The organism is Mesorhizobium japonicum MAFF 303099, from assembly GCF_000009625.1.
Classification (GTDB): domain Bacteria; phylum Pseudomonadota; class Alphaproteobacteria; order Rhizobiales; family Rhizobiaceae; genus Mesorhizobium; species Mesorhizobium japonicum.
Window position 1 is genome coordinate 104,323 of the sequence record NC_002678.2, and the last position, 21,292, is coordinate 125,614.

Consider the following 21,292-nt stretch of genomic DNA (forward strand, 5'->3'; position numbering starts at 1 on the left):
AACGTAACAGTTTGCGACCAGAATTGAAGCGGGCTGTGGCAAACGAGCCGGTCAGGATCGCGCTGGTATCGGGAGAATGGGCGGTTCAGCCCGCCGCCTTCATCCAGTGCTCCATCGTCGTCACCGAGCGCGCGAGCTGCGGCGCCGGATGGATCTTTTCCTTGAATGTGGCGGCCGCACGCCAGCCCCAGCGCGGATCGGCGAGGAAGGCACGCGCCAGTGCCACCATGTCGGCACGGCCCTCGGCGATCACAGCCTCGGCTTGCTGGGGATCGTCGATCAGGCCGACCGCGCGGGTCGGGATGCCGGCGCCCTTGCGCACGGCTTCTGCCAGATGCACCTGATAGCCGGGGCCGGTGGGCAATTTCTGTAACGGCGAATTGCCGCCGCTGGAGCAGCAGAGATAGGCGATGCCCTCGGCCTTCAAGGCCTTCGCCACCTCGATCGCATCCTCGACGTCGAAGCCGCCGTCGACCCAGTCCTTCACCGACAGCCGGGCGCCGAGCATCAGCTTCGGCACCGCCTTCTTCACCGCCCTGGCGATTTCGACGACAAGACGCATCCGGTTTTCCAGCGAGCCGCCCCAGCGGTCGGTGCGCTGGTTGGACAGCGGCGACAGGAACTGGAAGATCAGATAGCCGTGTGCTGCGTGCAGTTCGATGAAGTCGAAGCCGGCGCGTTCGGCCCGCCTTGCCGCTTGGGCGAACCGTTCGATGAGCTGCAGGATCTCTTCCTCATCGAGCGCGCGCGGCACGTTCCAGCCGGTGTCGTAGGCCATGGCCGAGGCCGAGACGGTCTGCCAGGGGTCTTCGTTTGGCTGCAGTGGCCCGCCGCCCTCCCAGGGCTTGCGATTTGAGGCCTTGCGGCCGGCGTGCGCCAACTGGGTGCCGAATTTCGTGCCCGGCGCGGCGACGCGTCGTGCCGCGTCCAGTGTGCGGCGCGCGGCGGCTTCGTTGTCGTCGGAGTAAAGCCCGAGGCAACCATGGGAGATGCGCCCGCGCCGCTCGACATCGGTCATCTCCACCGTGACCATGCCGGCGCCGGACATGGCCAGGTTCATCCAGTGGTAAAGATGCCAGTCGCTGGCCGACCCGTCCTCGGCGGAATACTGGCACATCGGCGCCACGGCGATGCGGTTGGGGAAGGTGAGGCCGTCGAGGGTGATCGGCTGGAAAAGCGATGCAGTCATGAAGAGGGCTCCGGGAGAGGGAACGCGTTATCTAGGCGACAGATATCTTGCATACCACACACGAGAGAGTGAAACGCTTGCTGGACCAATCGCTGCCCCAATTGCGCCGGCGCCGTTTCGCGGCTACGCCTGCGCCGGCCGGCAAATACCGAGGTATCCAATGGAAGATCGTATTCGTATCCGTTCGGAAGAGGTTCTTTCCGACGACTGGGCGGTGCTGAAAAAGACCGTGCTCGACTATCGCCGGCGCGACGGGCAATGGGAGACGCAAATCCGCCAGACCTACGATCGCGGCGATGGCGCGGTGATTTTGCCTTACGACCCCCAGCGTTCGACGGTGCTCCTGGTGCGCCAGTTCCGCTATCCCGCCTACGTCACTGGCCACCGCGAACCGCTGATCGAGGCCTGTGCCGGGCTGCTCGACGAAAACGATCCGGAAACCGCCATCCGCAAGGAAGCCGAGGAAGAGCTCGGCTACCGGCTGAAGGATATTGAGCGGCTGTTTTCGCCTTATATGAGCCCGGGCAGCGTCACCGAGCGGCTGTGGTTCTTCATTGCCCGCTATTCGCCCGCCGACCGCATCTCGGCCGGCGGCGGCGCTCCGGAAGAGGGCGAGGATATCGAGGTTCTGGAAATGCCGCTCGACGAGGCGCTGGCCGGCATCGCCGACGGTCGCATCGTCGATGCCAAGACGATTATCCTGATCCAGCATCTGAAGCTGAACCCGATGAAGGCCTAGTCTCTCGAAGCTCGCTGGGTATTGCCTTGCTAGCTGTGCTGCGGACAGGCCGGCACGTCCATTTCGCGGATGAAGGTGCGCAAGGCTTCCATATCCCGGGACAGAGGCCGATCGTCGGAATAGTGCGCGATATTTTCCCGGACCAGTTGGTAGATGGTGTCAGTACCAGGCGCGCGGGCACCGCGCCGCGCCAGAAAATCATGGGCCTGCGCGGCTGCCATGAGTTCGATCGCCAGGATGTATTCGGCGTTGTCGATAACCGCCAGCAGCTTGTTGGCTGCGACGGTTGGATGCGCAAGAAAATCCTCTTGCAGGCCGGATGTGACGCCGCCGTCGGTCGCCGCCGGGGCGGCCAGACGCCGATTGACGTTGCTGAGCGAGGTGGCCGTGTACTGGGCGATCATGAAGCCGGAATTGGCTCCGTCCTCATCGGCAAGGAAGGCCGGCAAATTGTTGACAAGCGGATTGACGAGACGATCGATCCGACGCTCGCTCATTCCGGCCACCTGAGCCAAGGCGATGGTCAGGCCGTCGGCGGCCTGCCCGAGGGCGGGCGCTACCGCATGCGCCTCTGAAACAACCTGAGGATCGCTCAAGGACCCGAATACCGCGGGATTGTCGGTGACGGCAGCCAGTTCGCGGTCGACCAGCTCGGAGGACCGGTCCAGCACCTCCCGGGCGGCGCCATGAACATGCGGCACGGCGCGAAGACTGAGTGCGTCCTGCGTGCGACTGCCATGGGCCAGCGCGATAAGTTCGCTGCCATGAAGCCAGCCGCGCAGTGATCTGCCCACGTCCTGAATGCCGGGTGAGGGCCTCATCGCCAGGATTTGTTCGCCAAAAGCCGGCATTTGCGCGCCCGCGGCTTCGAGCGTCAAAGCCGCCGCCGCGTCAGCCCATCCCAACAAACGCTCCGCGCGCAGCACCGCAATGCTTGTCAGGCCGGTTGCGCACGCCGTGCCGTTGACCAGGCTCAAGCCTTCCTTGGCGCCAAGCTCCAATGGCTCCAGACCCATTTCAGCCAACGCCTCGAGCCCGCTCATCGGGCGGCCTGCCACGGTTGCACTGCCTTCGCCGATCAAGACCAGTGCTACATGCGCGTTGTGCGTCAAATACCCGGCCGATCCCCGGGAGGGCACGTCGGGAACGCAGTCGCGCTCGATAAAGGTGAGCAAATTGCGGACGATCGCAGGGCTAACGCCCGAACGGCCATGCGCGAAATTAGCCACTTGAGCGGCAATGATGGCGCGCACGCCGCGTCTCGGCACGAGGTCACCTACGCCGCAGGCGTGACTGCGAATGATATTGCGCGACAGTTTCTTTTGCAGGGCAGGCGCCACGACCTTGCTTGCCAAGGCGCCGACCCCGGTATTGACGCCATAGGCGCGGATGCCTTTTTCGACGATGGCCGCGACGATCTGGTGCGCAAAGGCGATCCTCTCCCATGCTGCCTGGCTAAGCGCCAGGGATTCGCCTTCGCTCACCCGCGCGATGTCGCGCCAGCTGGCGTTTGTATCTATCGTTATTGTCATTGCCCGTTCCGAAATAGCTTTGCGAATGCGCAGGCGCTGTTGGCTCGCTCGAAAGGCGGCGTGAGACCGCTGCTTCGGCCCCTTACCGCACATCAGCGGGCATAATGGCGATGGAATTGCCGGCTGATGCGACTGTAGCGACCTCGTCGGCAACAAAAGACATGCCGACTGCGATCCGACGATCTTCTGGAGCCCAAAGACGCTTCCCGGGAAGGGTATATTAGCAATAAACAATATATTAATGGCTATAATGCAGCCTTGGCACAGGGATGGAAATACCATCGACGTTCCGACACGCGCCCTGGAGCGCCGGAACGCTTGACCAATGCGGAGCAAAACGCATGAGTGTCGGAACCGCTCTCGAACAATTGCTCCGGCTGATTCATCGCCGAGCCATGAAATTGGCGATGTTGCCGGAAGATGAAAGGGATTCTCACTACGATCGCATCCGCCTGTCATGTTGTGCGGCCGCCGAGCACATTGGGCAAGATCCCGACCAGGCAGCCATCACGGCGAACGATATGGTTGAGTTTGTTCGCGCGCTGGTCGGAATCATTGAAATGGGCTCTGGACCGGATCATGAGCGAAACGCCGATCAGCGGTCGCCGATGCTGCCTTCGGGCGGTCAAGAGCATGTCACCACGCGCATCTAGCAAACAGACAAGAACGCCACCTTGGGGCAGCGGGAACGGGGCGGCTAGGGCTGGTGCTGTACGATGTAGCTGCTGGTGACGGCGTCGTCGCCGTGGCCGCGCGTTACAAGAACTTTTGTATAGCCGAGCGGCAAGCCCTCTGTGACGGTCGCATCAACGAGACGACACCGCCCGACGGTTTCGCCGTTCGGAGCGCTTGCCAATCTGTCTTTCAGCGAAGCCATGCATAAGTCGAGCGACGCATACATGGTCGGCCCCATATCGACGGGTTTGCAGACAGAACCCTCAACCGGGCTACACTGGAGCAAAACCATCACTGCCGCAGTTGCCGGATCCATTTTCAAAAATCTCTCGTTTGGACGTACCTCAACGTGGAAATGCATCCTTTGTTTCACTTTAGCTAAAAAACGAATGGAATGGCCGTTCTCGACACGGCTGCCTTGCGGCCATCCTGCCAAGCCTCTTCATGGCAGCCGCCCATGCCAACCAGCCAAACTCTGCTTTGATTTCAATCTGGTGCGGACGACGGGAATCGAACCCGTACGATCAGAGATCGAGGGATTTTAAGTCCCTTGCGTCTACCAATTCCGCCACGTCCGCAGGCCAGCCCTTTTCAGATGCCAGACACAGGTCGTCAAGTCGTGTTTCTTAAGCCGCCTGAACGCGCACCCCCGAGGAGGTGGCGTGGCGATACTGGTGTGATCGCGGAATTTAGCGCGGCGCGTGAAATGCGTAGGGTGTTTGCACGGCGGATCTGATCCGCCGAGGCCGGCGTCTACCAGGCCCAACCCATTCCCCCGCCCACTGGGGGCGCCGGCCGCCCCTCTCATCGAAATCGCGGATTACGTCACAGCCGTCGCTCTGCGACCGCAGTTGGCAAGGCTCAGAACTTGTAGCTGAGATTGATGCCGACGGTGTTCAGCTTGGTATCCTGGTCGCGGCCGACGAAGTCGCTGGATCCGTCATAGTGTTCGGAGCCGAAATCGTAGTAGCGATACTGGGCGCCGACGACGAACTTGTCGGTCAGCGCGTAGTCGACGCCGGCGCCCAGGGTCCAGCCGACATTCGCGCGTGTCTCGGAGAAAGCGGAGCCCGCCGATTGCGAGGTCTCGATCCCGGCAAAGGCAACGCCGCCTATGCCATAGACCAGCACGCGATCCATCGCGTATCCGGCCTTGGCGTTGACCGATCCGAACCATTTGATGTCGGTGCCGAAATTGTTTCCGGGTTCCGCTTCGGCCGTGCCGTTGACCGAGGAATAGTTGAGGTCGGCTTCGGCGCCGATCACGGCCTGGTCGAACTGCCACAGCCCGGCGATATGCCCGCCGACGAAACCGCCGTTTATGTCCGGCGAGACGGAAAACGGCTCGCCCTCCGTTCCTGAGATGTCGGACTGGCCCCAGCCATAGCCCGCCTGCAGGCCGGCGTAGTATCCGGTCCAGTCGAAGCCGGGCGCGGTCATCGGCACGTCGACCGTCGGGTCGGCTGCGAGAGCCGGCACGGACAGGACGGCAAGAAGACCGGCACTTGCGACCACAAGGCGATACACTCGAACTCCCCGGACGAAGAGTCAGAAGAAATCTTGGCGACCAAGCTAGACCGATTTACGACAAAACGGAATCCTGTTTCTGGCTGCAACCGTTTGCCGTTGGCAGAACCGCGGCCTGCAAGCGCAGGACAGCCGGCATTGCCGGGAAAATGTCGGCGTGCAAAATGGCCGTCTTGCAAGGAAAAATCGTGATGAACGGCCTGACTCGTCTCATCGCTGGAACAGCCATCACACTGTTCGCCTGCGGTCTCGTCATGGCCGAGCCATTGACGCTCGCCATCGCCAAGGCCGCGGTCGTATCCGATCAAGCGTCGGGACAGAGGGCACTCAACCTGAAGATGACACCGGACAGCGCAAAGGCATTCGCCGACTTCACCAAGGCGAATGTCGGGAAGGTGGTCGATCTCAGCGTCGACGGTGCCGTGGTGGCGTCGCCGCGCCTGGTCGAACCCATCCTAGGCGGTGAGGTGATGCTCAGCGGCGCCTTCGCCGCGGGCGAACTCCAGCGCCTCGCGGAACGGATTTCGGCGGGAGGTGCGAAAGTCACGGTCGAGGTGAAGGCTGAACAGCCTTTGTGAAGGCTGGGCAGGCCCGTTCGCTGTTTGGCGCTGGTCAAAACCAGGCAGGCTTGGCACAGTCGCGCAAACAGGAGTCCCTTCATGGCAAAGAAGCCGGCGGCGCATGCGACGAAACCAAAACCCTGGACCGAGATGGCGACGCATCTGGTCGACGTCGCCATGGGCCGCAAGCCCGCCGATCTCGTCATCCGCAACGGCCGCTGGGTGAACGTTCACTCCGGCGAGATCATCGCCGGCACCGATATCGCCATTGCCGGCGGCCGCTTCGCCTATTGCGGGCCGAATGCCAGCCACGCCATCGGCCAGGGCACCAAGGTTGTCGATGCCGGCGGGCGCTATCTGGTGCCAGGCCTCTGCGACGCGCACATGCATGTCGAGAGCGGCATGGTGACGGTGACCGAGTTCTGCCGTGCCGTCATCCCGCACGGCACCACGTCGATGTTCATCGATCCGCACGAGATCGCCAATGTGCTCGGCTTGCCGGGCGTGCGGCTGATGCATGACGAGGCGGTGGCGATGCCCATCAACGTGCATGTGCAGATGCCGTCCTGCGTGCCGTCGGCGCCCGGGTTGGAACATGCCGGCGCCGAGCTGACGGTCGCCGATGTTGCCGAGGCCATGACCTGGGAAAACATCATCGGGCTCGGCGAAGTGATGAATTTCCCCGGTGTCGCCGCAAACGATCCTGTCATGTCGGGCGAGATCGCGGCGACGGTTCGTGCTGGCAAGACGGTCGGCGGCCACTATGCCTCGCGCGACCTCGGCCTGCCGTTCCATGGCTACGTCGCCGGCGGACCCGAAGACGACCACGAAGGCACGCGCGCCGAGGATGCCATCGCACGTGTCCGCCAGGGCATGAAGGCGATGCTGCGGCTGGGCTCGGCCTGGTACGACGTTGCCTCGCAGATCAAGGCGGTGACCGAAGGCGGCATCGATCCGCGCAACTTCATCCTGTGCACCGACGACAGCCATTCCGGCACGCTGGTGCATGAAGGCCACATGGACCGGGTGGTGCGCCACGCCATCCAACAGGGGCTGAAGCCGGTGACGGCGATCCAGATGGCGACGATCAACACTGCCCAGCATTTCAGGCTGGAACGCGAAATCGGTTCGATCGCACCGGGACGGTTGGCCGACCTGCTGATTGTCTCCGACCTCGCCGCAATGACCATCGATGAGGTTTATGCGCGCGGTGTCAGGTTGGCCAAGGGTGGCAAGCTCGACATTGACATTCCGGCCTATGATTACCCGAAGACGGCGAAGAACACCGTCAAGTTGGGCAAAAAACTCAGGGCCGGCGATTTCGACATCACGGCGCCCAAGGGTGCCAACGAGGTGCGGGTGCGCGTCATCGGCGTCATCGAGAACCAGGCGCCGACACGGGCGCTGGAGGCCGATCTGCCGGTCGAGGACGGGCTGGTCGCCATGGACCGCCGCAACGACGTCTGCCAGATCGCGCTGGTCGAGCGGCACAGGGGCACGGGCGGCGTCACCAACGCCTTCGTCTCCGGCTTCGGCTATATGGGCGATTGCGCCATGGCCTCGAGCGTGGCGCATGACGCCCATCACATCATCTGCGTCGGCACCAACAAGCAGGACATGGCGCTGGCGGTCAACCGGCTGGGCCAAGTCGGCGGCGGCGTCGTGCTGTTCTCCAAGGGCAAGGAACTGGCGCTGGTCGAAATGCCGATCGCCGGCCTGATGTCGGACGAGCGCGCCGAGATCGTCGCCGCCAAGGCCGAGAAACTGACCGAGGCGATGCGCAAGATGGGGTGTTCCCTGAACAACGCATACATGCAGCACTCGCTGCTGGCGTTGGTGGTCATTCCGGAGCTGAGGATTTCCGACGTCGGGCTGATCGATGTGACGACGTTCCAGAAAGTCGATCTGTTCGTCTAGACCAAAGCCGCCGCCGGCGACTCGCTCACCCGCCGGTGACGATGGTCAGCACCTTGAACGGCGTGGTGATGACGACCTCGGCGACCGATCCGACGGCCTTGCCGAGGCCCTGGCCGAGATTGTTGAGTTGCGCCGGATCGGGTTCGTCGGAGGCCAGGCCGGCAGGGGTACGCAGCCGGTTGCCGAGCAACTGCACCAGGATCGGATTGTCGGCGAATTTCGCGTGGTTTAGGCCACCGTCGCCGCCCTTGGCCTTGGTCAGGTCGACCACGGAGACGCCATAGCTGGCGAGATCGGCCGCATTGCCGTAGTCGCCCACACGCGGCTTGTCGCCGGAGATAAATGAAGACAATTTGAGCGCCCGGTCATCGCCTGACAACAGCACGGCAAACGGCTTGTCCGGCTTGCCGTAACGCATCATCTGCTTTTTGAACACGTCGACATCGATGTCGGGCGAAGCCAGGACGACATAGCCGAGCTTGCCGCCGAGATCGCGGTCGCCGGTGATGGCGAGCTGGCGCAGCGCCTCCATGGTCAGCCAGGTTCCCATCGAATGAGCGATGATGTCGATGCTCTTGACCCGCGTCTTGGCGAGCATTCTGAGCGTCGCCTCGAGGTCGTCACGGGCGGCGTTGGCGCTGTCCTTGTCGTAGATATAGCCCGTCGTCTTGGCGCTCGACGCCCAGGAGAACAGCACCGGCGTACCGGGATATTTCGTATCATGGGCGATCTGCGTCAGCCGGTAGACGCCGTCGTCGAAGCCGTTGTTGAAGCCGTGCACGAACACCAGCGCGCGGTCGCCGCGCATGGCGATGTCGGCGCCGACCGCCTTGGCGAATTGCGGGGCGTCGCCATAATGGACGACATTGGTGGCCGTGAATTGCTTGGCCGGGTTCGAGTTGGCCGAGCCCTTGGCCCGCTCGATGGCGCCGACCTGGTGGACCTTCGGCACGGTGACGTCGACGCGGGCGTAGCTGGTGGTCAACGAGCGATCGCCGTTAAATACCTGCCGCGGATCCTTGGTCGCCTGCTGCCGGGTGGTGGCGACGAAAATTTCGTGCGTGGCCGCGATGTCGGACGCTGGTACCGAGACCGTCGTCTTGTTGAGCAGATCATGCGTGTTCTGGCCGGCACAACCGGCAATGGCGAGCGCCAACGCGACGACGAAACTGTTCAAGCGCAAGCTCAAGCGCCGGCTCCCGTAACGGGGGACGTCAAAGGCATGACGTCACCGCTATTCCGATAGAGCCAGAGACCGGCGCGGTCCAGTTCAAAATGGACCAAGGCCTCCGCAAGGCTGGATTGGCATGGCAAACGCGTGGCGCCGCATCTACTGCCCGAGCAGGCTGATGCGGTCGGTCACGTCCCGGTCGCTGGCAAAGCCGTCATCTTCGCGCAGCCGCTGGCCGATCATCTTCACCAGGACCGGATTGTCGGCGAATTTGGTATGGTTGAAGCTGTCGCTGCCCTTGACCTCGGAGAGATCGACCACCGTCACGCCATAGGAGGCAAGATCGGCTGCATCCTTGTAGTCGCCGACGCGCGGCCGTGAACCGGCGATCAGGCCGGAAAGCCTCAGCGCGCGGTCGTCGTCGGACAACAGCAGGATGAACGGCTTGTCGGGCTTGCCGTAGCGGCGCATCTGGCTCTTGAACACGTCGACATCGATGTCGGGCGAGGCGAGCACCACGTCGCCGAGCTTGCCGCCGAGGTCGCGGTCGCCGCTGATGGCCATCTGGCGGAGCGTTTCCATGGTTACCCAGGTTCCCATCGAATGCGCGACAATGTCGATGCGACGCGCGCCGGACTGCTGCAGCATGCGCAACGTCACTTCGAGCTGGTCGCGTGCCGCGCTGGCACTTTCCTTGTCATAGACATAGTCGGTGGTCTTGGCGCCCGACGCCCAGGAAAACAGCACCGGCGTGCCGGGATAGCCGGAATCGTGGACGATCTGGGTCAGGCGGTAGACTGCATCGTCGAAACCGGTGTTGTAGCCGTGCACGAAGACCATGACGCGGCCGCCACGCGCCGCGATGTCGGCGTTCAGCGCGCTGGAGAATTTCGGCTGCGTGTCGTAGCCGACAACCTCGGAAGCCATGAAATATTTGGCCGGATCATCCGACTTGCCGCGCGAGCGCCGCTCGATCTGGCCGGTCTGGTGGAGTCCCGGGACGGTGACGTTGACGCGGGCATAGTTCAGCGTTGCCGAGCGCTCGCCGTCGAAAACCTTGTTGGGATCGTCGGATTTCTTGCGCGTCGTGGCGATGAAGATCGAATGGTTGCCGGCGATTTCCGTCACCGGCGCGGCGACGATGGCGCTGCCAAGCAATTCCTGCGTTTGCGGGCCGGCGCAGCCGGCGACGAGCACGGCGAGACAAACAGTAACGATCTTCTTCAAAGGCACGTCTGAAATTTCCACTCCGGCCAAAAGGCCCATCTACCCCTGCGACACCTCCCGGACAGGCAGAGTGCGGCAGAACTAAGTCGTGTCCAGCCGAAATGTGGTCGGCGCCTGGTTAAGGCCATCATACTGTTGCGCGAAAGCCAAAGTGGCGGAAGAAACGCTGAGAAACGGCTCGAAGCGGATGCCGGGTGCGTCCGCGCCGAAGACTGGCATCGCTTCGATTTCGCGGCCAGCCGATACAAAGGTGTGAACAGATGCGTCCAAGCGATTGCAAATATTATACGAATTTCGGTCGAAGAGGGCTGTAAGCGGTCGGCCAATGGCGTTGCGAGGCCGGATATGCAATAGGCAGGATCGGCTGCGAGAGATCAGCATGCAATAAACAGACGTTGTGCGGCCAGGTTGATGACAGGGGGGCCGCGCAGACATGCGGCACAAGGTGGCTTTCCGATGAACAGTTTTTCCTCCCGCGTCGCCACCGCTGCGGCGGCGATCCGCCAGATCTTTCCGGAAACGCCGCTGCAGGAAAACGACTATCTGTCGAAGAAGACCGGCGCGCGGGTGCTGCTGAAGCGGGAGGACCTGTCGCCGGTGCGCTCCTACAAGATCCGTGGCGCCTTCAACTTCTTCCGCAAGGCGCTCGGCGAGGGCAACCAGGCAGAGCTGTTCGTCTGTGCGTCCGCCGGCAACCATGCCCAGGGTTTTGCCTTCGTCTGCCGCCATTTCGGCAAAAAGGGCGTGGTGTTCATGCCGGTGACAACGCCGCAGCAGAAGATCGACAAGACCAGGCTGTTCGGCGGTGATTTCGTCGAGATCAGGCTGGTCGGCGACTTTTTCGACGACTGCTATCGCGCCGCCTTCGAATTCACCGAAAGGTCGGGTGCCCACATGGTGCCGCCCTTCGACCACAAGGACATTATCGAGGGCCAGGCGACGGTCGCCTATGAGATCGCGGCCCAGATGGCGGGTGCGCGCATGCCTGACATCGTCATGCTGCCGGTCGGCGGTGGCGGGCTCGCCGCCGGCGTCACGCACTATTTCGCCGATCAGGGCCGCGAGGCGCGTTTTGTCTTCTGCGAGCCGGCCGGCGCGCCGAGCCTGCACGACAGCCTCGCGGCCGGAAAACGGCTGAAGCTCGCCAAGGTCGACAACTTCGTCGACGGCGCGGCGGTGGCCGAAATCGGCCGCGAACCCTTGCGGTTTCTCAAGGAATTCGCTGCTGACACCGTGCGGCTGATCCCGGAAAACCGGCTCTGCGCCACCATGATCGAGATGCTCAATGTCGAAGGCGTCGTGCTCGAGCCGGCCGGCGCATTGGCCATCGACGCATTGAAGGATTTTTCCAGGAAGGAGATCCGTGGCAAGACCATTGTCGCCGTGGTCTCAGGCGGCAATTTCGATTTCGAGCGGCTGCCGGATGTCAAGGAACGGGCGCTGCGCTTCGAAGGCCTGAAGAAATATTTCATCATCCGCTTCCCGCAGCGGCCGGGCGCGCTGCGCGACTTCCTCGAAATGCTGGGACCCGACGACGACATTGCCCGCTTCGAGTATCTGAAGAAGTCCGCGCGCAATTTCGGCTCGGTGCTGATCGGCATCGAAACCAAGGACCGTCGCAATTTCGACCTGCTCAAGGCAAATTTCGAGGCCGAGGGCGTCCAGTATCAGGACATCACCGACAACGAGACATTGGCGGGCTTCATCATATGAGCGCAAAGGTTTTCATCGCTCTGTTTTCCGGCATCAATGTCGGCGGCAACCGCATCGTCAAGATGGCGGAACTGCGCTCCTTCTTCGAGGATCTCGGCTTTTCCGACGTCGCCACCTATGTGCAGAGCGGCAATGTCGTGTTCCGGGCCGGCAAGGGCGACGCCACGGCGCTGACCAGACAGATCGAAGCGGCCTTCGAGAAGAAATGGGGTTTTCATTCGCGCATCTTGGTGCGCGATCTCTCCTGGTTCGAGCGGCTGGTGAGCGAAAATCCCTATCCGGAAGCGGCCGCCGACCACACCAAGCTCCACGCCTATGCGCTGGATCGTGAGCCGACCGCCGAAGAGGTGGCGCGGCTGGCTGAAAAATGCACCGGCCCCGAGCGCTTCGAGGTCAAGGGAGACGTGCTCTACCTCAGCGCGCCGGACGGGCTCGGCAAATCGGTCTTCGCCAACCTCATTCCGCGCGTTCTGAAGGTGCCGGGCACCGCGCGCAACTGGCGCTCGGTGCTGGCGCTGCTGGAGATGGCCGGTCAGGCCGGTAAGAACTAGGCTGGTTACGTCGCTGCCGGCTTCCAGTCGAAGGTCAGTTCTTCGCGGAAGGCAAAGCGCTTGATGTGGTCGGCGACGACACTTTCCAGGCGCTCGAGCGATCCCGCTTCGTCGCTTGATACCACGATGTGCAATGCTGCCGCGTCCGCATCCATGACGGTGCGGCCCAGCGACGTCAGGTCGATGGTGCCGTGGGTCGGGTTGAACTCGACGGGAAATTTGTGCGCCCAGTGCTTGCACAGCTGCTGCAGGTAGCGGCTGGCGTGCTCGGTGGCGACGTCGGCACGGCTGGATGGCATGAATGACTTCTCCTGGTCTTGGCGCTGGCCTGCCGGCCAGGCGTGATGACCGGTCAGATAGGTAGCGTGGTGCGAAACGGCAAAGGCGGCCGGCTTTTACCCCGGCCGCCTCGCTTCAAGATGGCGTGATTGCTACCAGCTTCCGGTGTTGGCCATCGAAGCCCAGGGTTCGGCCTTGGCTTTCGCCGGGCCCTTCTGCAGAAGCTCGATGGAGATGCCGTCCGGCGACCGGATGAAGGCCATATTGCCGTCGCGCGGCGGCCGGTTGATGGTGACGCCATTGTCCATCAGATGCTGGCAGGTGGCGTAGATGTCATCGACCTCATAGGCGAGGTGGCCGAAATTGCGCCCGCCCTTGTAGTCTTCCGGATCCCAGTTGTAGGTGAGTTCGATCAGCGGCGCCTTGTCGTTGATGCCGCTTTGCTCGTCTTCGGAGGCGGCGAGGAAGATCAGCGTGAAACGGCCCTGCTCGTTTTCGTAGCGGCGGACCTCCTTCAGCCCGAGCTTGTTGCAGTAGAAATCGAGCGAGGCATCGACGTCGGCGACGCGGACCATGGTGTGCAGATAGCGCATGAGTTTTCCTCGATCTGTTGGGGTGCGGCGCAACATAGAGTCGGCCCGGCGAAAGGGCAATCTCCCGCGGTCGGCGACGCCGGCAAAGAACAAATCCGGTATTCCCGCAATGAACCGTGAAAAAAGGCAGGGAAGGTCTTGCACACACCGGAAGCCGCGGTGTTAATCTGGTGTCAAGAATCAGTTGCGGTGTTCTTGAAAAAAGGGGGCATTCTTATGGGGGAAAAGGCCTCTTTGACGGGGCGGGCCGGAACCCTTGGCGACGCCTTGAAGCGCGACGAAGGCGGCGATGCCGCCGACCTGACCGAAATTGCCGGCGCCATCAAGTGGTTCGATGTGGCCAAAGGTTACGGGTTCATCCTACCCGATGACGGTGTCTCGGGCGATATCCTCCTCCATGTGACATGTCTTCGACGGGACGGTTTCCAAACTGCCCTGGAGGGCGCGCGCGTGGTCTGCCTTGTCAAGCAGGGCGATCGCGGTCTGCAGGCTTTCCGTGTGCTTTCCATGGATGTCACCACCGCCGTCCATCCCGCGGAAATGCAGGAACAGCGCACGCATGTCGCGGTGACGCCGGAGAGCGGGCTTGAACGCGCTTTGGTCAAGTGGTTCAACCGCACCAAGGGCTTCGGCTTCCTGACGCGTGGCGAAGGCACCGAGGACATTTTCGTCCATATGGAGACCTTGCGCCGTTATGGCATCACCGAGCTTCGGCCGGGGCAGGTCGTGCTTGTCCGTTTCGGCCGCGGTGACAAAGGCCTTATGGCCGCCGAAATTCACCCCGATATGGGCACCTTGCCGGTTTCGCACTAGGACGATTTCGGCCGAGGATCTTGGATGACTCGCAGGAACTGGCTGACGGCGGGCGTGTTTTGCGCCATTGCTGCGGTGATCGTCGCCGCAGGTGCTTTCTTCTATTCAGAACGGCCGACCTCGGCCGACAGCCGGGCGATGATCCTTCCGGTCGACCCGGCGCCGCTGGTCGTGGTGACGAAAGACGGGAATCGCTCTTTTTCCATCGAAATCGCCGACACCGATGCGGAGCGCGAGGCCGGCCTGATGTTTCGCCAGGACATGGCGGACGATCACGGCATGCTGTTCGTTTTCGAGATACAGCAGCAGGTCAGCTTCTGGATGCAGAACACGCCGATGCCGCTTGACCTGATCTTTGTCGGCCAGGATGGCAAGATCCGCGCCGTCAAGCATGGCGAGCCGCAATCCCAGGCCATCATTTCACCTGGCGTGCCCGTGCGCTTCGTGCTCGAGCTCAAGGCTGGCGCCGCCGCCAAATACGGCATCGGATATGGCGACCTGTTGCGCCACCCGGCAATCGGCACCGTATCCGGACCAGGCATGCCACCGCCGGACAATGGCGATGCACCCAACGGCGGCGGCTGAACGCGAGGTAGGGCAGCCGATGCAGTTCTTCTCCCATGGCGGGTTCGATCTTGCCTTCCTCGACCGCCAGCCGGCGTCGGGGCAGGGCGATCCCGTGCTCATGATCCACGGCTTCGCCTCGAGCCACTACGTCAACTGGGTGTCTCCCGGCTGGTTCAAGACGCTCAACGATGCCGGCTATCGCGCCATCGCCTTCGACAATCGCGGCCACGGCTCGTCGTCGAAGAGCTATGAAGAGGCCGATTATACGCCTGCGAAAATGGCCTCGGATGCCGCCGCCTTGCTCGATCATCTCGGTATCGAACGGGCCCATGTCATGGGCTATTCGATGGGTGCTCGCATCGCGGCGTTTCTGGCTCTGTCCGATCCGGACAAGGTGGCGACGCTGGTCTTTGGCGGCCTCGGCATCGGCATGATCGACGGCGTCGGCGATTGGGATCCGATCGCCGCGGCCCTGCTTGCCGACGATCCGGCCACGACCACCCATCCGCGTGGCCGCTCTTTCCGCGCCTTCGCCGACCAGACCCGCAGCGATCGCCGGGCGCTTGCCGCCTGCATCGCCACATCGCGGGAGTTGCTGAGCGAGCAGGACGTTGCCCGCATCGCCCAGCCGACGCTGGTCGCGGTCGGCACCACGGACGACATTGGCGGCTCGCCGGACGACCTCGCCGCCCTGATGCCGAACGCCAGGGCTTTCCACATCGAGGGCAGGGATCATATGCTGGCGGTCGGGGACAAGACCTTTAAGCAACGCGTGCTGGAGTTTTATGCTGAATATCCGCTTTGATCGGACGGCGCGGGGAAGCGGGCGACACTGGCACAGTGGGGAGAAGCGTGCCCGCGACACCGGGCGCGGTCGCGCGGGGTAATCTCGGCAAACGTTCCTGTCCTTGATGGCTGGGGCTGGCTCTCCTGGCGGCAATGACATCGATGATTGGGCGCTTTTGACTGATTGCTCTAACCGGCGGTGAGAGCCTCCAGCGACCGCGCCATGTTCAGCCTGGCCTGCGGCTCGAAGCGCTGGCGAAATTCCTCGGTGTGGAAAATGCGCGGGCGGGCGAGGAAATCCTTCAGCACGGCACCTCGCCCGGCACGCCACATCGGCTCCTCCACCCAGCCATATTCGCGGCGGACCGCGCGTTCATAGGCGTCGAATGCATGCGGCGCGGCGCCCAGGATCGAAAGGTCCATGTCGAGGAAGAGACTGGCGTCGCGTGTGGCCGCGTCGTCATGGAACCGAGGCACCTGGTGGGTGGCAGTGGCGAGGATCATCGCGCCGATGCGATCCAGGCGCTCCGGGTCGGTTCGGCTCGCGAGCTTTTGCGCGGCAAGCGCGGCACTTCTTGCCTCATTGTCCTTGGCCTTGCTGTCATAGATCGCGTCGTGGAACCAGATCGCCGCTTCAACAGCCTGGGGATCACTGAGCAGCGCTCGATGGTCTGCGGCCAGCGCCAGCATCGCCTCGATATGGGCGAGGTTGTGATAATGGCGATCCTCGGCTCGGTAGAGCGCCGAGAGTTCCTGTTTCAGCAGTTCGTCGATCAAGGGCTGGTCTTTCATTTTCGTCATCCGCCCAGTTAATCGATCTCAGCCTCTTCGAGCCAGTCACTTCGAACCCTTGCATGGGCCGGGGCTCTGAGGAATGTTGCCGGTCCAGGAATATCCAACCCAGGAGGCTGACATGACCAATACGTCCGGCAGCGAGAACCCTAGACCGGGGACGATTGACATGAAGCTGGAGGCCGTCATCATCGCCGTTGCGGATGCCGACCGGTCCAAGCGTTTCTACAGCGGCCTGGGTTGGCGGCTCGACGCGGACTTCGTCGTCGGCGATGCCTTTCGGGTCGTGCAGTTCACGCCCCAGGGTTCGCCGTGCTCGATCCATTTCGGCAAGGGCCTGACATCAGCCGCGCCGGGCTCGGCGAAGGGACTGTATCTCGTGGTGTCCGATATCGAGGCGGCGCATGCCGAACTCGTGGCGCGCGGCGTCGAAGCGAGCGAGGTGTTCCACCGCGCGGGGCCCGGGCAGCCGGCGATCAGCGGCAGGCATCCGGAAGGGCGCAGCTATTCATCCTATGTCACGTTCAGCGATCCGGACGGCAACAGCTTCATACTGCAGGAAATCACCCAGCGACTGCCTGGACGCGTGGATCCCACCGACACCCTATTCACGTCGTCGCGCGAGCTTGCCGCGGCGCTGCGCCGTGCGGCGGCGGCACATGGCGAACACGAGCAACGAACCGGCGGACAGTATGACGTGAACTGGCCCGACTGGTATGCCGAATATATGGTGGCGGAACAGGCCGGCACGCCACTGCCGACTTGAACCGAGGTCCATCGCAGCGCGGTGTCATCGGCACCGCGCTGACCTTGAGCCCGCCATTAGATCGTCCGGGCGGCTGGGCGCGGAAGGCCGCTTCTGACGGCTCGGCGATCAAGGGTTCGTTTTCCATGGCTGCTTGAATTCCTGCGAACCAAATCCATTTGACACAGCACTAAGGAAAATTGAGTTCAATCATGCTATGATCTGGCTTATATGTGCGGCCGGACAACAGGCAAGCCAGCAGGACGCAGGACGAGACGTCGATGAACAGCATCAGCATTTCCCGCCATAGCGCGTTGCAGCCGGTCGATCCGATCTGGCGTTCGATCCGCGACGAAGCGATGGACGCGGTCAACCGCGACCCCCTGCTGGCCGCTTTCCTCTATTCGACGATCCTCAACCAGGAGAGCCTGGAAGAGGCCGTCATCCACCGGATCGCCGAGCGGCTTGCCCATCAGGATATCGGCTCCGATCTGATCCGCCAGACCTTCAAGACCATGCTGGCCGACGACAAGGAATGGCCGACCACTGTGCGTGTCGACATCCAGGCCTATTACGACCGCGACCCGGCTTGCGACCGTTTCATCATGCCGGTGCTCTATTTCAAGGGCTTTCACGCCATCCAGACCCACAGGCTGGCGCATTGGCTGTGGAATCAGGGCCGCAAGGATTTCGCGCTCTATCTGCAAAGCCGCTCGTCCTCGGTCTTCCAGACCGACATCAACCCGGCCGCGCGGATCGGCAAGGGCATCTTCATCGACCACGCCACCGGCCTCGTCGTCGGCGAGACCGCGGTCATCGAGGACGATGTGTCGATCCTGCATGGCGTGACGCTGGGCGGCACCGGCAAGGCTGGCGGCGACCGCCATCCCAAGATCCGCCGTGGCGTGCTGATCGGCGCCGGCGCCAAGATTCTCGGCAATATCGAGATTGGCCATTGCTCCAAGGTCGCCGCCGGGTCGGTGGTGCTGTCGCCCGTGCCGCACAACAAGACTGTGGCCGGCGTGCCGGCCCGCGTGGTCGGTGAGACCGGCTGCGACCAGCCTTCGCGCCAGATGGACCAGCTCCTGCCGTCGCAGTCGATGGACCAGGTGGTCAGCTTCGATATCTGATTTCAGCGCCGGCGCGCCGTCCGGCGCGATTGCGATTTTGCCCGGCGGCGCTGCCGCTTCCGGTGCAATACGGCTGGCTTGCCTTTACATCGCCATTGTCGACGTGCCAGAAGCGCCCTTCAAACCAGCAAGCCCGATGATCGGAGAAGACTGTCGAAGCCGGACGAAATCAGAAAGCTGGACGCCTATTTCAAGCGCGTCTTCCAGAACCCCAAGCTTGAGGTCAAGGCACGGCCGCGCAAGGAAGATTCGGCCGAAGTCTATGTCGGAGACGAATTCCTTGGCATCGTCTTCAAGGACGAGGACGACGGCGACTATAATTTCTCGATGGCGATCCTCGACATCGATCTGGGCTGAGCTCGTATCAAATGGCAGGCCGCGCCTGACGCGGCCTGCCATTGTCTCTCAATGTCCGGTCTTCAGCATTCGCCCGGCCTCTGCCATCATCGCCGCGTCGAGTGCCTGCCAGTCGCCAAGGAATTCCTTGGGAAAGCGGTAAGTGAGGCTGAGATCGTCGCCGACATGGACGTCCCGTTCGCACGGCGCCAGCGATTGACCGGCATTCGGCCCGCTCAGGCAGCGGGCCACGAAAGGGTCCTTTCCCGCCCGCTTGCCGACCACCAGCACCTCGTTCAGATAGCCTGATTTCTCGTTGAAGCCGTAGACCGTCGTGCCGCCCGCTCCCGGAACGCCGGGCTGGACGATCAGCGCGCTGTAGATCGGCGCAAACCGGCCGCTCATGTCGCGCGACATCATCTGCTGTTCGAAGGACAGGAAGATGATGCTTCTGTTGGCTTCCGAGTGATTGAAATCGTCGCGGGCCGCCTCACTGTACCCGTCCATCTGGGGATAGCGCAGATAAAGGTCGAGACGCGAAGCGACGCCGTCACGCCGGGCCTGTTCGAAGCGGATGAAATTGGCCGGCACGGAAATCACATTGTTGCCGATCACGACCCGGCGCACCGTCGTGTCGTCGGTGTATCCGGCCATGGCGATGGCATGGCCGAACCATTTGCCGCCAAGGCTGATCGCCACCGACAGCAAGGCAAGTGCGGCGAAGGCATAGAACACCCGCTTCATCAGCGTGGAATCGACCACAGTGAGTTCAGGGCCGTCGGCGATCGCTGCCTGCTTCATCTCGGTCCTTATCCCAACCGCCATTCCCGGTGTCCCCCGGCGGCACACATCGCGCGGCACGGCTCTTGCAGCCTTCCAGAAACGACTGTGCGATTTCATGGTAAATGCAAGGTTAAGATGGCTCAGATGGAACTCTTCCTGTTTGCTTTTGTCGTCGGGCTGACGGTGTGCGGGCTGACAGGCTCGACCATGGAACTGGTCTCGGGCCGCAAGGTCGCCTTCGCCGAGCCCTATGTGTCGTCCGCGCATGTGCTGCGCTCGCTGGCGGCCACCGCTGGCGCAGGGCCGTTCATGCTGGTCAACGATGCCCTCGATGCCCGCCGCGAGAAGCGTATTTCGACGATGGCGCTCTTGTCATGCGGCTGCACGGCGATTGCCTGGTCCCTGGCGCTGGGCATCGTCGTGCTTACCATTGCCTCATGGGCGATCGGTCTCCTAGGGTCCGGCATCTGAGACGATTCGGAGGCCGACAATGCCGCTTTATGCGATCGATGGAGCGGAGCCCAGCTTCGCCGATGCCGGCTCGAACTGGATCGCGCCCGATGCAACGCTGATCGGCGACATCAGGGTCGGCCGCAATGCCGGCTTCTGGTTCGGCGTCGTCATTCGCGGCGACAATGAGCCGATCATTGTCGGCGCCGACACCAATGTGCAGGAACACACGGTCATGCACACCGATCCCGGCTTTCCGCTGACCATCGGCGAGGGCTGCACGATTGGCCATCGGGCCATGCTGCATGGCTGCACGATCGGCGACAACAGCCTGATCGGCATGGGCGCCATCGTGCTGAACGGCGCCAGGATCGGCAAGAATTCGCTGGTCGGCGCCGGCGCGCTGGTCACCGAAGGCAAGGAGTTTCCGGACAATTCGCTGATCGTCGGCTCTCCGGCCAAGGCGATCAGGGTGCTGGACGATGCGGCCGTCGAAAGATTGCGCGGCTCGGCCGCGCACTACGTCGCCAATGGCAAGCGCTTCAAGGCGGGGCTGAAGAAGGTCTGAGGCAGTCTCGGCCGATCCGTGTCGCCTGCGGTCTCATAGCGGGTCGAGCAATTATCTATTAAAGCCGCGCCTTGCTATGGCATCACGCAGCAATGAAGCACCGGCTTCAAAGCCGGCTTTGTCGGCTTCCTCGAAGGCTGTCGTATAGTCATCGATGCGGGTTGCGAGAGTCGGGTCGGCGCCAGCCGCCAAAAGCAGGTGGATCGCCTCGGCGCTACGAATGCCCACCGAATAGTGAAGCGGCGTCCAGTCGTTCACGCCCCGCATATTGGGATCGGCGCCAGCCTCGATCAACACCCGCACGACTTCCAGCCTGTCGGCCCGGTCGGTGGACAGCGCCGCAATGATTGCCGGAAACCCGCCGTGATCCTGATAATTCGGATCCGAACCTGCATCCAGCAACGTCGAGATGAAGCCGACCGGGCTCCAATAGATCGCGTACTCCAGCGGATGTCCGAGGCCGAGTTCGAACGGCATGCGCTCGTCGAACCAGCCGGGCGAACCGCCCAGCGCTTTGCCAAGGCCATCGAAGTCACCGGCCTTGAAGGCATCGTCGATCGCCTTGAACAGACGATGACGCTCGCATCGATCTTCCGGGATCTCCAACATCGCCGTGGTCCAGAGGACGAAACCAACAGCCTATGATGCC

The 21,292-nt window shown here is 62.7% G+C and carries 26 protein-coding genes and 1 tRNA gene; 15 read left to right on the forward strand and 12 right to left on the reverse strand.

What is annotated here, in order from left to right; genetic code table 11:
* Positions 1-85 precede the first annotated feature (85 nt).
* The gene (locus MAFF_RS01650; protein ID WP_010909166.1) at positions 86-1,189 is read right to left on the reverse strand and encodes an NADH:flavin oxidoreductase/NADH oxidase; all 1,104 of its coding nucleotides are present in this window, start codon (positions 1,187-1,189) and stop codon (positions 86-88) included.
* Between the two features lie 160 nt (positions 1,190-1,349).
* Here MAFF_RS01650 and MAFF_RS01655 point away from each other — a divergent pair, with 160 nt between their 5' ends.
* A complete protein-coding gene (locus tag MAFF_RS01655) occupies positions 1,350-1,928 on the forward strand; it encodes an NUDIX domain-containing protein (protein WP_010909167.1) in 579 nt (192 codons plus the stop codon).
* Positions 1,929-1,957: 29 nt separating this feature from the next.
* Here the strand turns inward: MAFF_RS01655 and MAFF_RS01660 are convergent, their stop codons facing one another.
* Positions 1,958-3,460, reverse strand: coding sequence for an HAL/PAL/TAL family ammonia-lyase (locus tag MAFF_RS01660; RefSeq protein WP_010909168.1), 1,503 nt, complete (start codon positions 3,458-3,460; stop codon positions 1,958-1,960).
* Positions 3,461-3,801: 341 nt separating this feature from the next.
* Between MAFF_RS01660 and MAFF_RS38930 the strand changes: the two genes are divergently transcribed.
* Positions 3,802-4,113, forward strand: a complete 312-nt coding sequence (locus tag MAFF_RS38930) for a hypothetical protein (RefSeq protein ID WP_065141626.1) — start codon at positions 3,802-3,804, stop codon at positions 4,111-4,113.
* Between the two features lie 44 nt (positions 4,114-4,157).
* Here MAFF_RS38930 and MAFF_RS01670 read toward each other — a convergent pair whose 3' ends face one another.
* The 3 genes from MAFF_RS01670 to MAFF_RS01680 all read right to left on the reverse strand — a co-directional run bounded on the left by MAFF_RS01670 (position 4,158) and on the right by MAFF_RS01680 (position 5,662).
* Positions 4,158-4,571, reverse strand: a complete 414-nt coding sequence (locus MAFF_RS01670; RefSeq protein WP_244420700.1) for a hypothetical protein — start codon at positions 4,569-4,571, stop codon at positions 4,158-4,160.
* A 56-nt stretch (positions 4,572-4,627) separates the two neighbouring features.
* Positions 4,628-4,713: transfer RNA gene (locus tag MAFF_RS01675), tRNA-Leu, on the reverse strand.
* 283 nt (positions 4,714-4,996) lie between these two features.
* Complete coding sequence (locus tag MAFF_RS01680) at positions 4,997-5,662, reverse strand: outer membrane protein (RefSeq protein WP_010909170.1); 666 nt, start codon at positions 5,660-5,662, stop codon at positions 4,997-4,999.
* Between the two features lie 191 nt (positions 5,663-5,853).
* On the opposite strand from MAFF_RS01680, the gene MAFF_RS01685 reads away from it, so the two are divergent.
* Positions 5,854-6,240, forward strand: coding sequence for a SecDF P1 head subdomain-containing protein (locus tag MAFF_RS01685; protein WP_010909171.1), 387 nt, complete (start codon positions 5,854-5,856; stop codon positions 6,238-6,240).
* Positions 6,241-6,321: 81 nt separating this feature from the next.
* Complete coding sequence (gene ade, locus MAFF_RS01690) at positions 6,322-8,139, forward strand: adenine deaminase (protein WP_010909172.1); 1,818 nt, start codon at positions 6,322-6,324, stop codon at positions 8,137-8,139.
* Between the two features lie 25 nt (positions 8,140-8,164).
* Here ade and MAFF_RS01695 read toward each other — a convergent pair whose 3' ends face one another.
* Both MAFF_RS01695 and MAFF_RS01700 read right to left on the reverse strand, forming a co-directional pair.
* Positions 8,165-9,328: an alpha/beta hydrolase gene (locus MAFF_RS01695; RefSeq protein ID WP_044547465.1), complete on the reverse strand. Its 1,164-nt coding sequence runs from the start codon at positions 9,326-9,328 to the stop codon at positions 8,165-8,167.
* Between the two features lie 141 nt (positions 9,329-9,469).
* Positions 9,470-10,576 carry an alpha/beta hydrolase gene (locus MAFF_RS01700; RefSeq protein ID WP_010909175.1) on the reverse strand — a complete coding sequence of 369 codons (1,107 nt, stop codon included), beginning with the start codon at positions 10,574-10,576 and terminating at the stop codon, positions 9,470-9,472.
* 417 nt (positions 10,577-10,993) lie between these two features.
* Here MAFF_RS01700 and ilvA point away from each other — a divergent pair, with 417 nt between their 5' ends.
* Both ilvA and MAFF_RS01710 read left to right on the forward strand, forming a co-directional pair.
* Positions 10,994-12,250, forward strand: a complete 1,257-nt coding sequence (gene ilvA / locus MAFF_RS01705) for a threonine ammonia-lyase IlvA (RefSeq protein WP_044547466.1) — start codon at positions 10,994-10,996, stop codon at positions 12,248-12,250.
* Positions 12,247-12,801 (forward strand): DUF1697 domain-containing protein, encoded by a 555-nt coding sequence (locus MAFF_RS01710; protein WP_010909177.1) that lies wholly within the window; start codon positions 12,247-12,249, stop codon positions 12,799-12,801. The genes ilvA and MAFF_RS01710 overlap by 4 nt, the downstream gene beginning before the upstream one ends.
* Before the next feature lie 5 nt (positions 12,802-12,806).
* Here the strand turns inward: MAFF_RS01710 and MAFF_RS01715 are convergent, their stop codons facing one another.
* Both MAFF_RS01715 and gloA read right to left on the reverse strand, forming a co-directional pair.
* Positions 12,807-13,100: a DUF2218 domain-containing protein gene (locus tag MAFF_RS01715; protein WP_010909178.1), complete on the reverse strand. Its 294-nt coding sequence runs from the start codon at positions 13,098-13,100 to the stop codon at positions 12,807-12,809.
* A gap of 132 nt (positions 13,101-13,232) precedes the next feature.
* Positions 13,233-13,673: a lactoylglutathione lyase gene (gene gloA / locus MAFF_RS01720; RefSeq protein WP_010909179.1), complete on the reverse strand. Its 441-nt coding sequence runs from the start codon at positions 13,671-13,673 to the stop codon at positions 13,233-13,235.
* Between the two features lie 216 nt (positions 13,674-13,889).
* Here gloA and MAFF_RS01725 point away from each other — a divergent pair, with 216 nt between their 5' ends.
* The 3 genes from MAFF_RS01725 to MAFF_RS01735 are packed head-to-tail and all read left to right on the forward strand — an operon-like array spanning position 13,890 to position 15,858.
* On the forward strand, positions 13,890-14,486 hold the full coding sequence (locus MAFF_RS01725) for a cold-shock protein (protein ID WP_032920553.1): 597 nt from the start codon (positions 13,890-13,892) through the stop codon (positions 14,484-14,486).
* A 24-nt stretch (positions 14,487-14,510) separates the two neighbouring features.
* Positions 14,511-15,071, forward strand: a complete 561-nt coding sequence (locus MAFF_RS01730) for a DUF192 domain-containing protein (protein ID WP_044547469.1) — start codon at positions 14,511-14,513, stop codon at positions 15,069-15,071.
* Between the two features lie 19 nt (positions 15,072-15,090).
* Positions 15,091-15,858, forward strand: coding sequence for an alpha/beta fold hydrolase (locus MAFF_RS01735; protein ID WP_044550352.1), 768 nt, complete (start codon positions 15,091-15,093; stop codon positions 15,856-15,858).
* Positions 15,859-16,028: 170 nt separating this feature from the next.
* Here MAFF_RS01735 and MAFF_RS01740 read toward each other — a convergent pair whose 3' ends face one another.
* On the reverse strand, positions 16,029-16,631 hold the full coding sequence (locus MAFF_RS01740; RefSeq protein ID WP_080512019.1) for an HD domain-containing protein: 603 nt from the start codon (positions 16,629-16,631) through the stop codon (positions 16,029-16,031).
* A 121-nt stretch (positions 16,632-16,752) separates the two neighbouring features.
* Between MAFF_RS01740 and MAFF_RS01745 the strand changes: the two genes are divergently transcribed.
* The 3 genes from MAFF_RS01745 to MAFF_RS01755 all read left to right on the forward strand — a co-directional run bounded on the left by MAFF_RS01745 (position 16,753) and on the right by MAFF_RS01755 (position 18,863).
* The gene (locus MAFF_RS01745; protein WP_044550355.1) at positions 16,753-17,397 is read left to right on the forward strand and encodes a VOC family protein; all 645 of its coding nucleotides are present in this window, start codon (positions 16,753-16,755) and stop codon (positions 17,395-17,397) included.
* Positions 17,398-17,657: 260 nt separating this feature from the next.
* The gene (gene cysE / locus MAFF_RS01750; protein WP_027046788.1) at positions 17,658-18,506 is read left to right on the forward strand and encodes a serine O-acetyltransferase; all 849 of its coding nucleotides are present in this window, start codon (positions 17,658-17,660) and stop codon (positions 18,504-18,506) included.
* A gap of 150 nt (positions 18,507-18,656) precedes the next feature.
* A complete protein-coding gene (locus MAFF_RS01755) occupies positions 18,657-18,863 on the forward strand; it encodes a DUF3126 family protein (RefSeq protein WP_044550358.1) in 207 nt (68 codons plus the stop codon).
* Positions 18,864-18,911: 48 nt separating this feature from the next.
* Here the strand turns inward: MAFF_RS01755 and MAFF_RS01760 are convergent, their stop codons facing one another.
* Positions 18,912-19,643, reverse strand: coding sequence for a hypothetical protein (locus tag MAFF_RS01760; protein WP_044547472.1), 732 nt, complete (start codon positions 19,641-19,643; stop codon positions 18,912-18,914).
* Between the two features lie 126 nt (positions 19,644-19,769).
* Between MAFF_RS01760 and MAFF_RS01765 the strand changes: the two genes are divergently transcribed.
* Both MAFF_RS01765 and MAFF_RS01770 read left to right on the forward strand, forming a co-directional pair.
* Positions 19,770-20,096: a DUF6949 family protein gene (locus tag MAFF_RS01765; protein WP_420651731.1), complete on the forward strand. Its 327-nt coding sequence runs from the start codon at positions 19,770-19,772 to the stop codon at positions 20,094-20,096.
* Positions 20,097-20,115: 19 nt separating this feature from the next.
* Positions 20,116-20,643: a gamma carbonic anhydrase family protein gene (locus tag MAFF_RS01770; protein WP_010909190.1), complete on the forward strand. Its 528-nt coding sequence runs from the start codon at positions 20,116-20,118 to the stop codon at positions 20,641-20,643.
* Between the two features lie 51 nt (positions 20,644-20,694).
* Here the strand turns inward: MAFF_RS01770 and MAFF_RS01775 are convergent, their stop codons facing one another.
* A complete protein-coding gene (locus MAFF_RS01775) occupies positions 20,695-21,120 on the reverse strand; it encodes an ankyrin repeat domain-containing protein (protein ID WP_244420701.1) in 426 nt (141 codons plus the stop codon).
* Between MAFF_RS01775 and MAFF_RS40470 the strand changes: the two genes are divergently transcribed.
* Complete coding sequence (locus MAFF_RS40470; protein ID WP_244420702.1) at positions 21,094-21,288, forward strand: hypothetical protein; 195 nt, start codon at positions 21,094-21,096, stop codon at positions 21,286-21,288. The genes MAFF_RS01775 and MAFF_RS40470 overlap by 27 nt on opposite strands.
* The last annotated feature ends 4 nt before the right edge of the window (positions 21,289-21,292 follow it).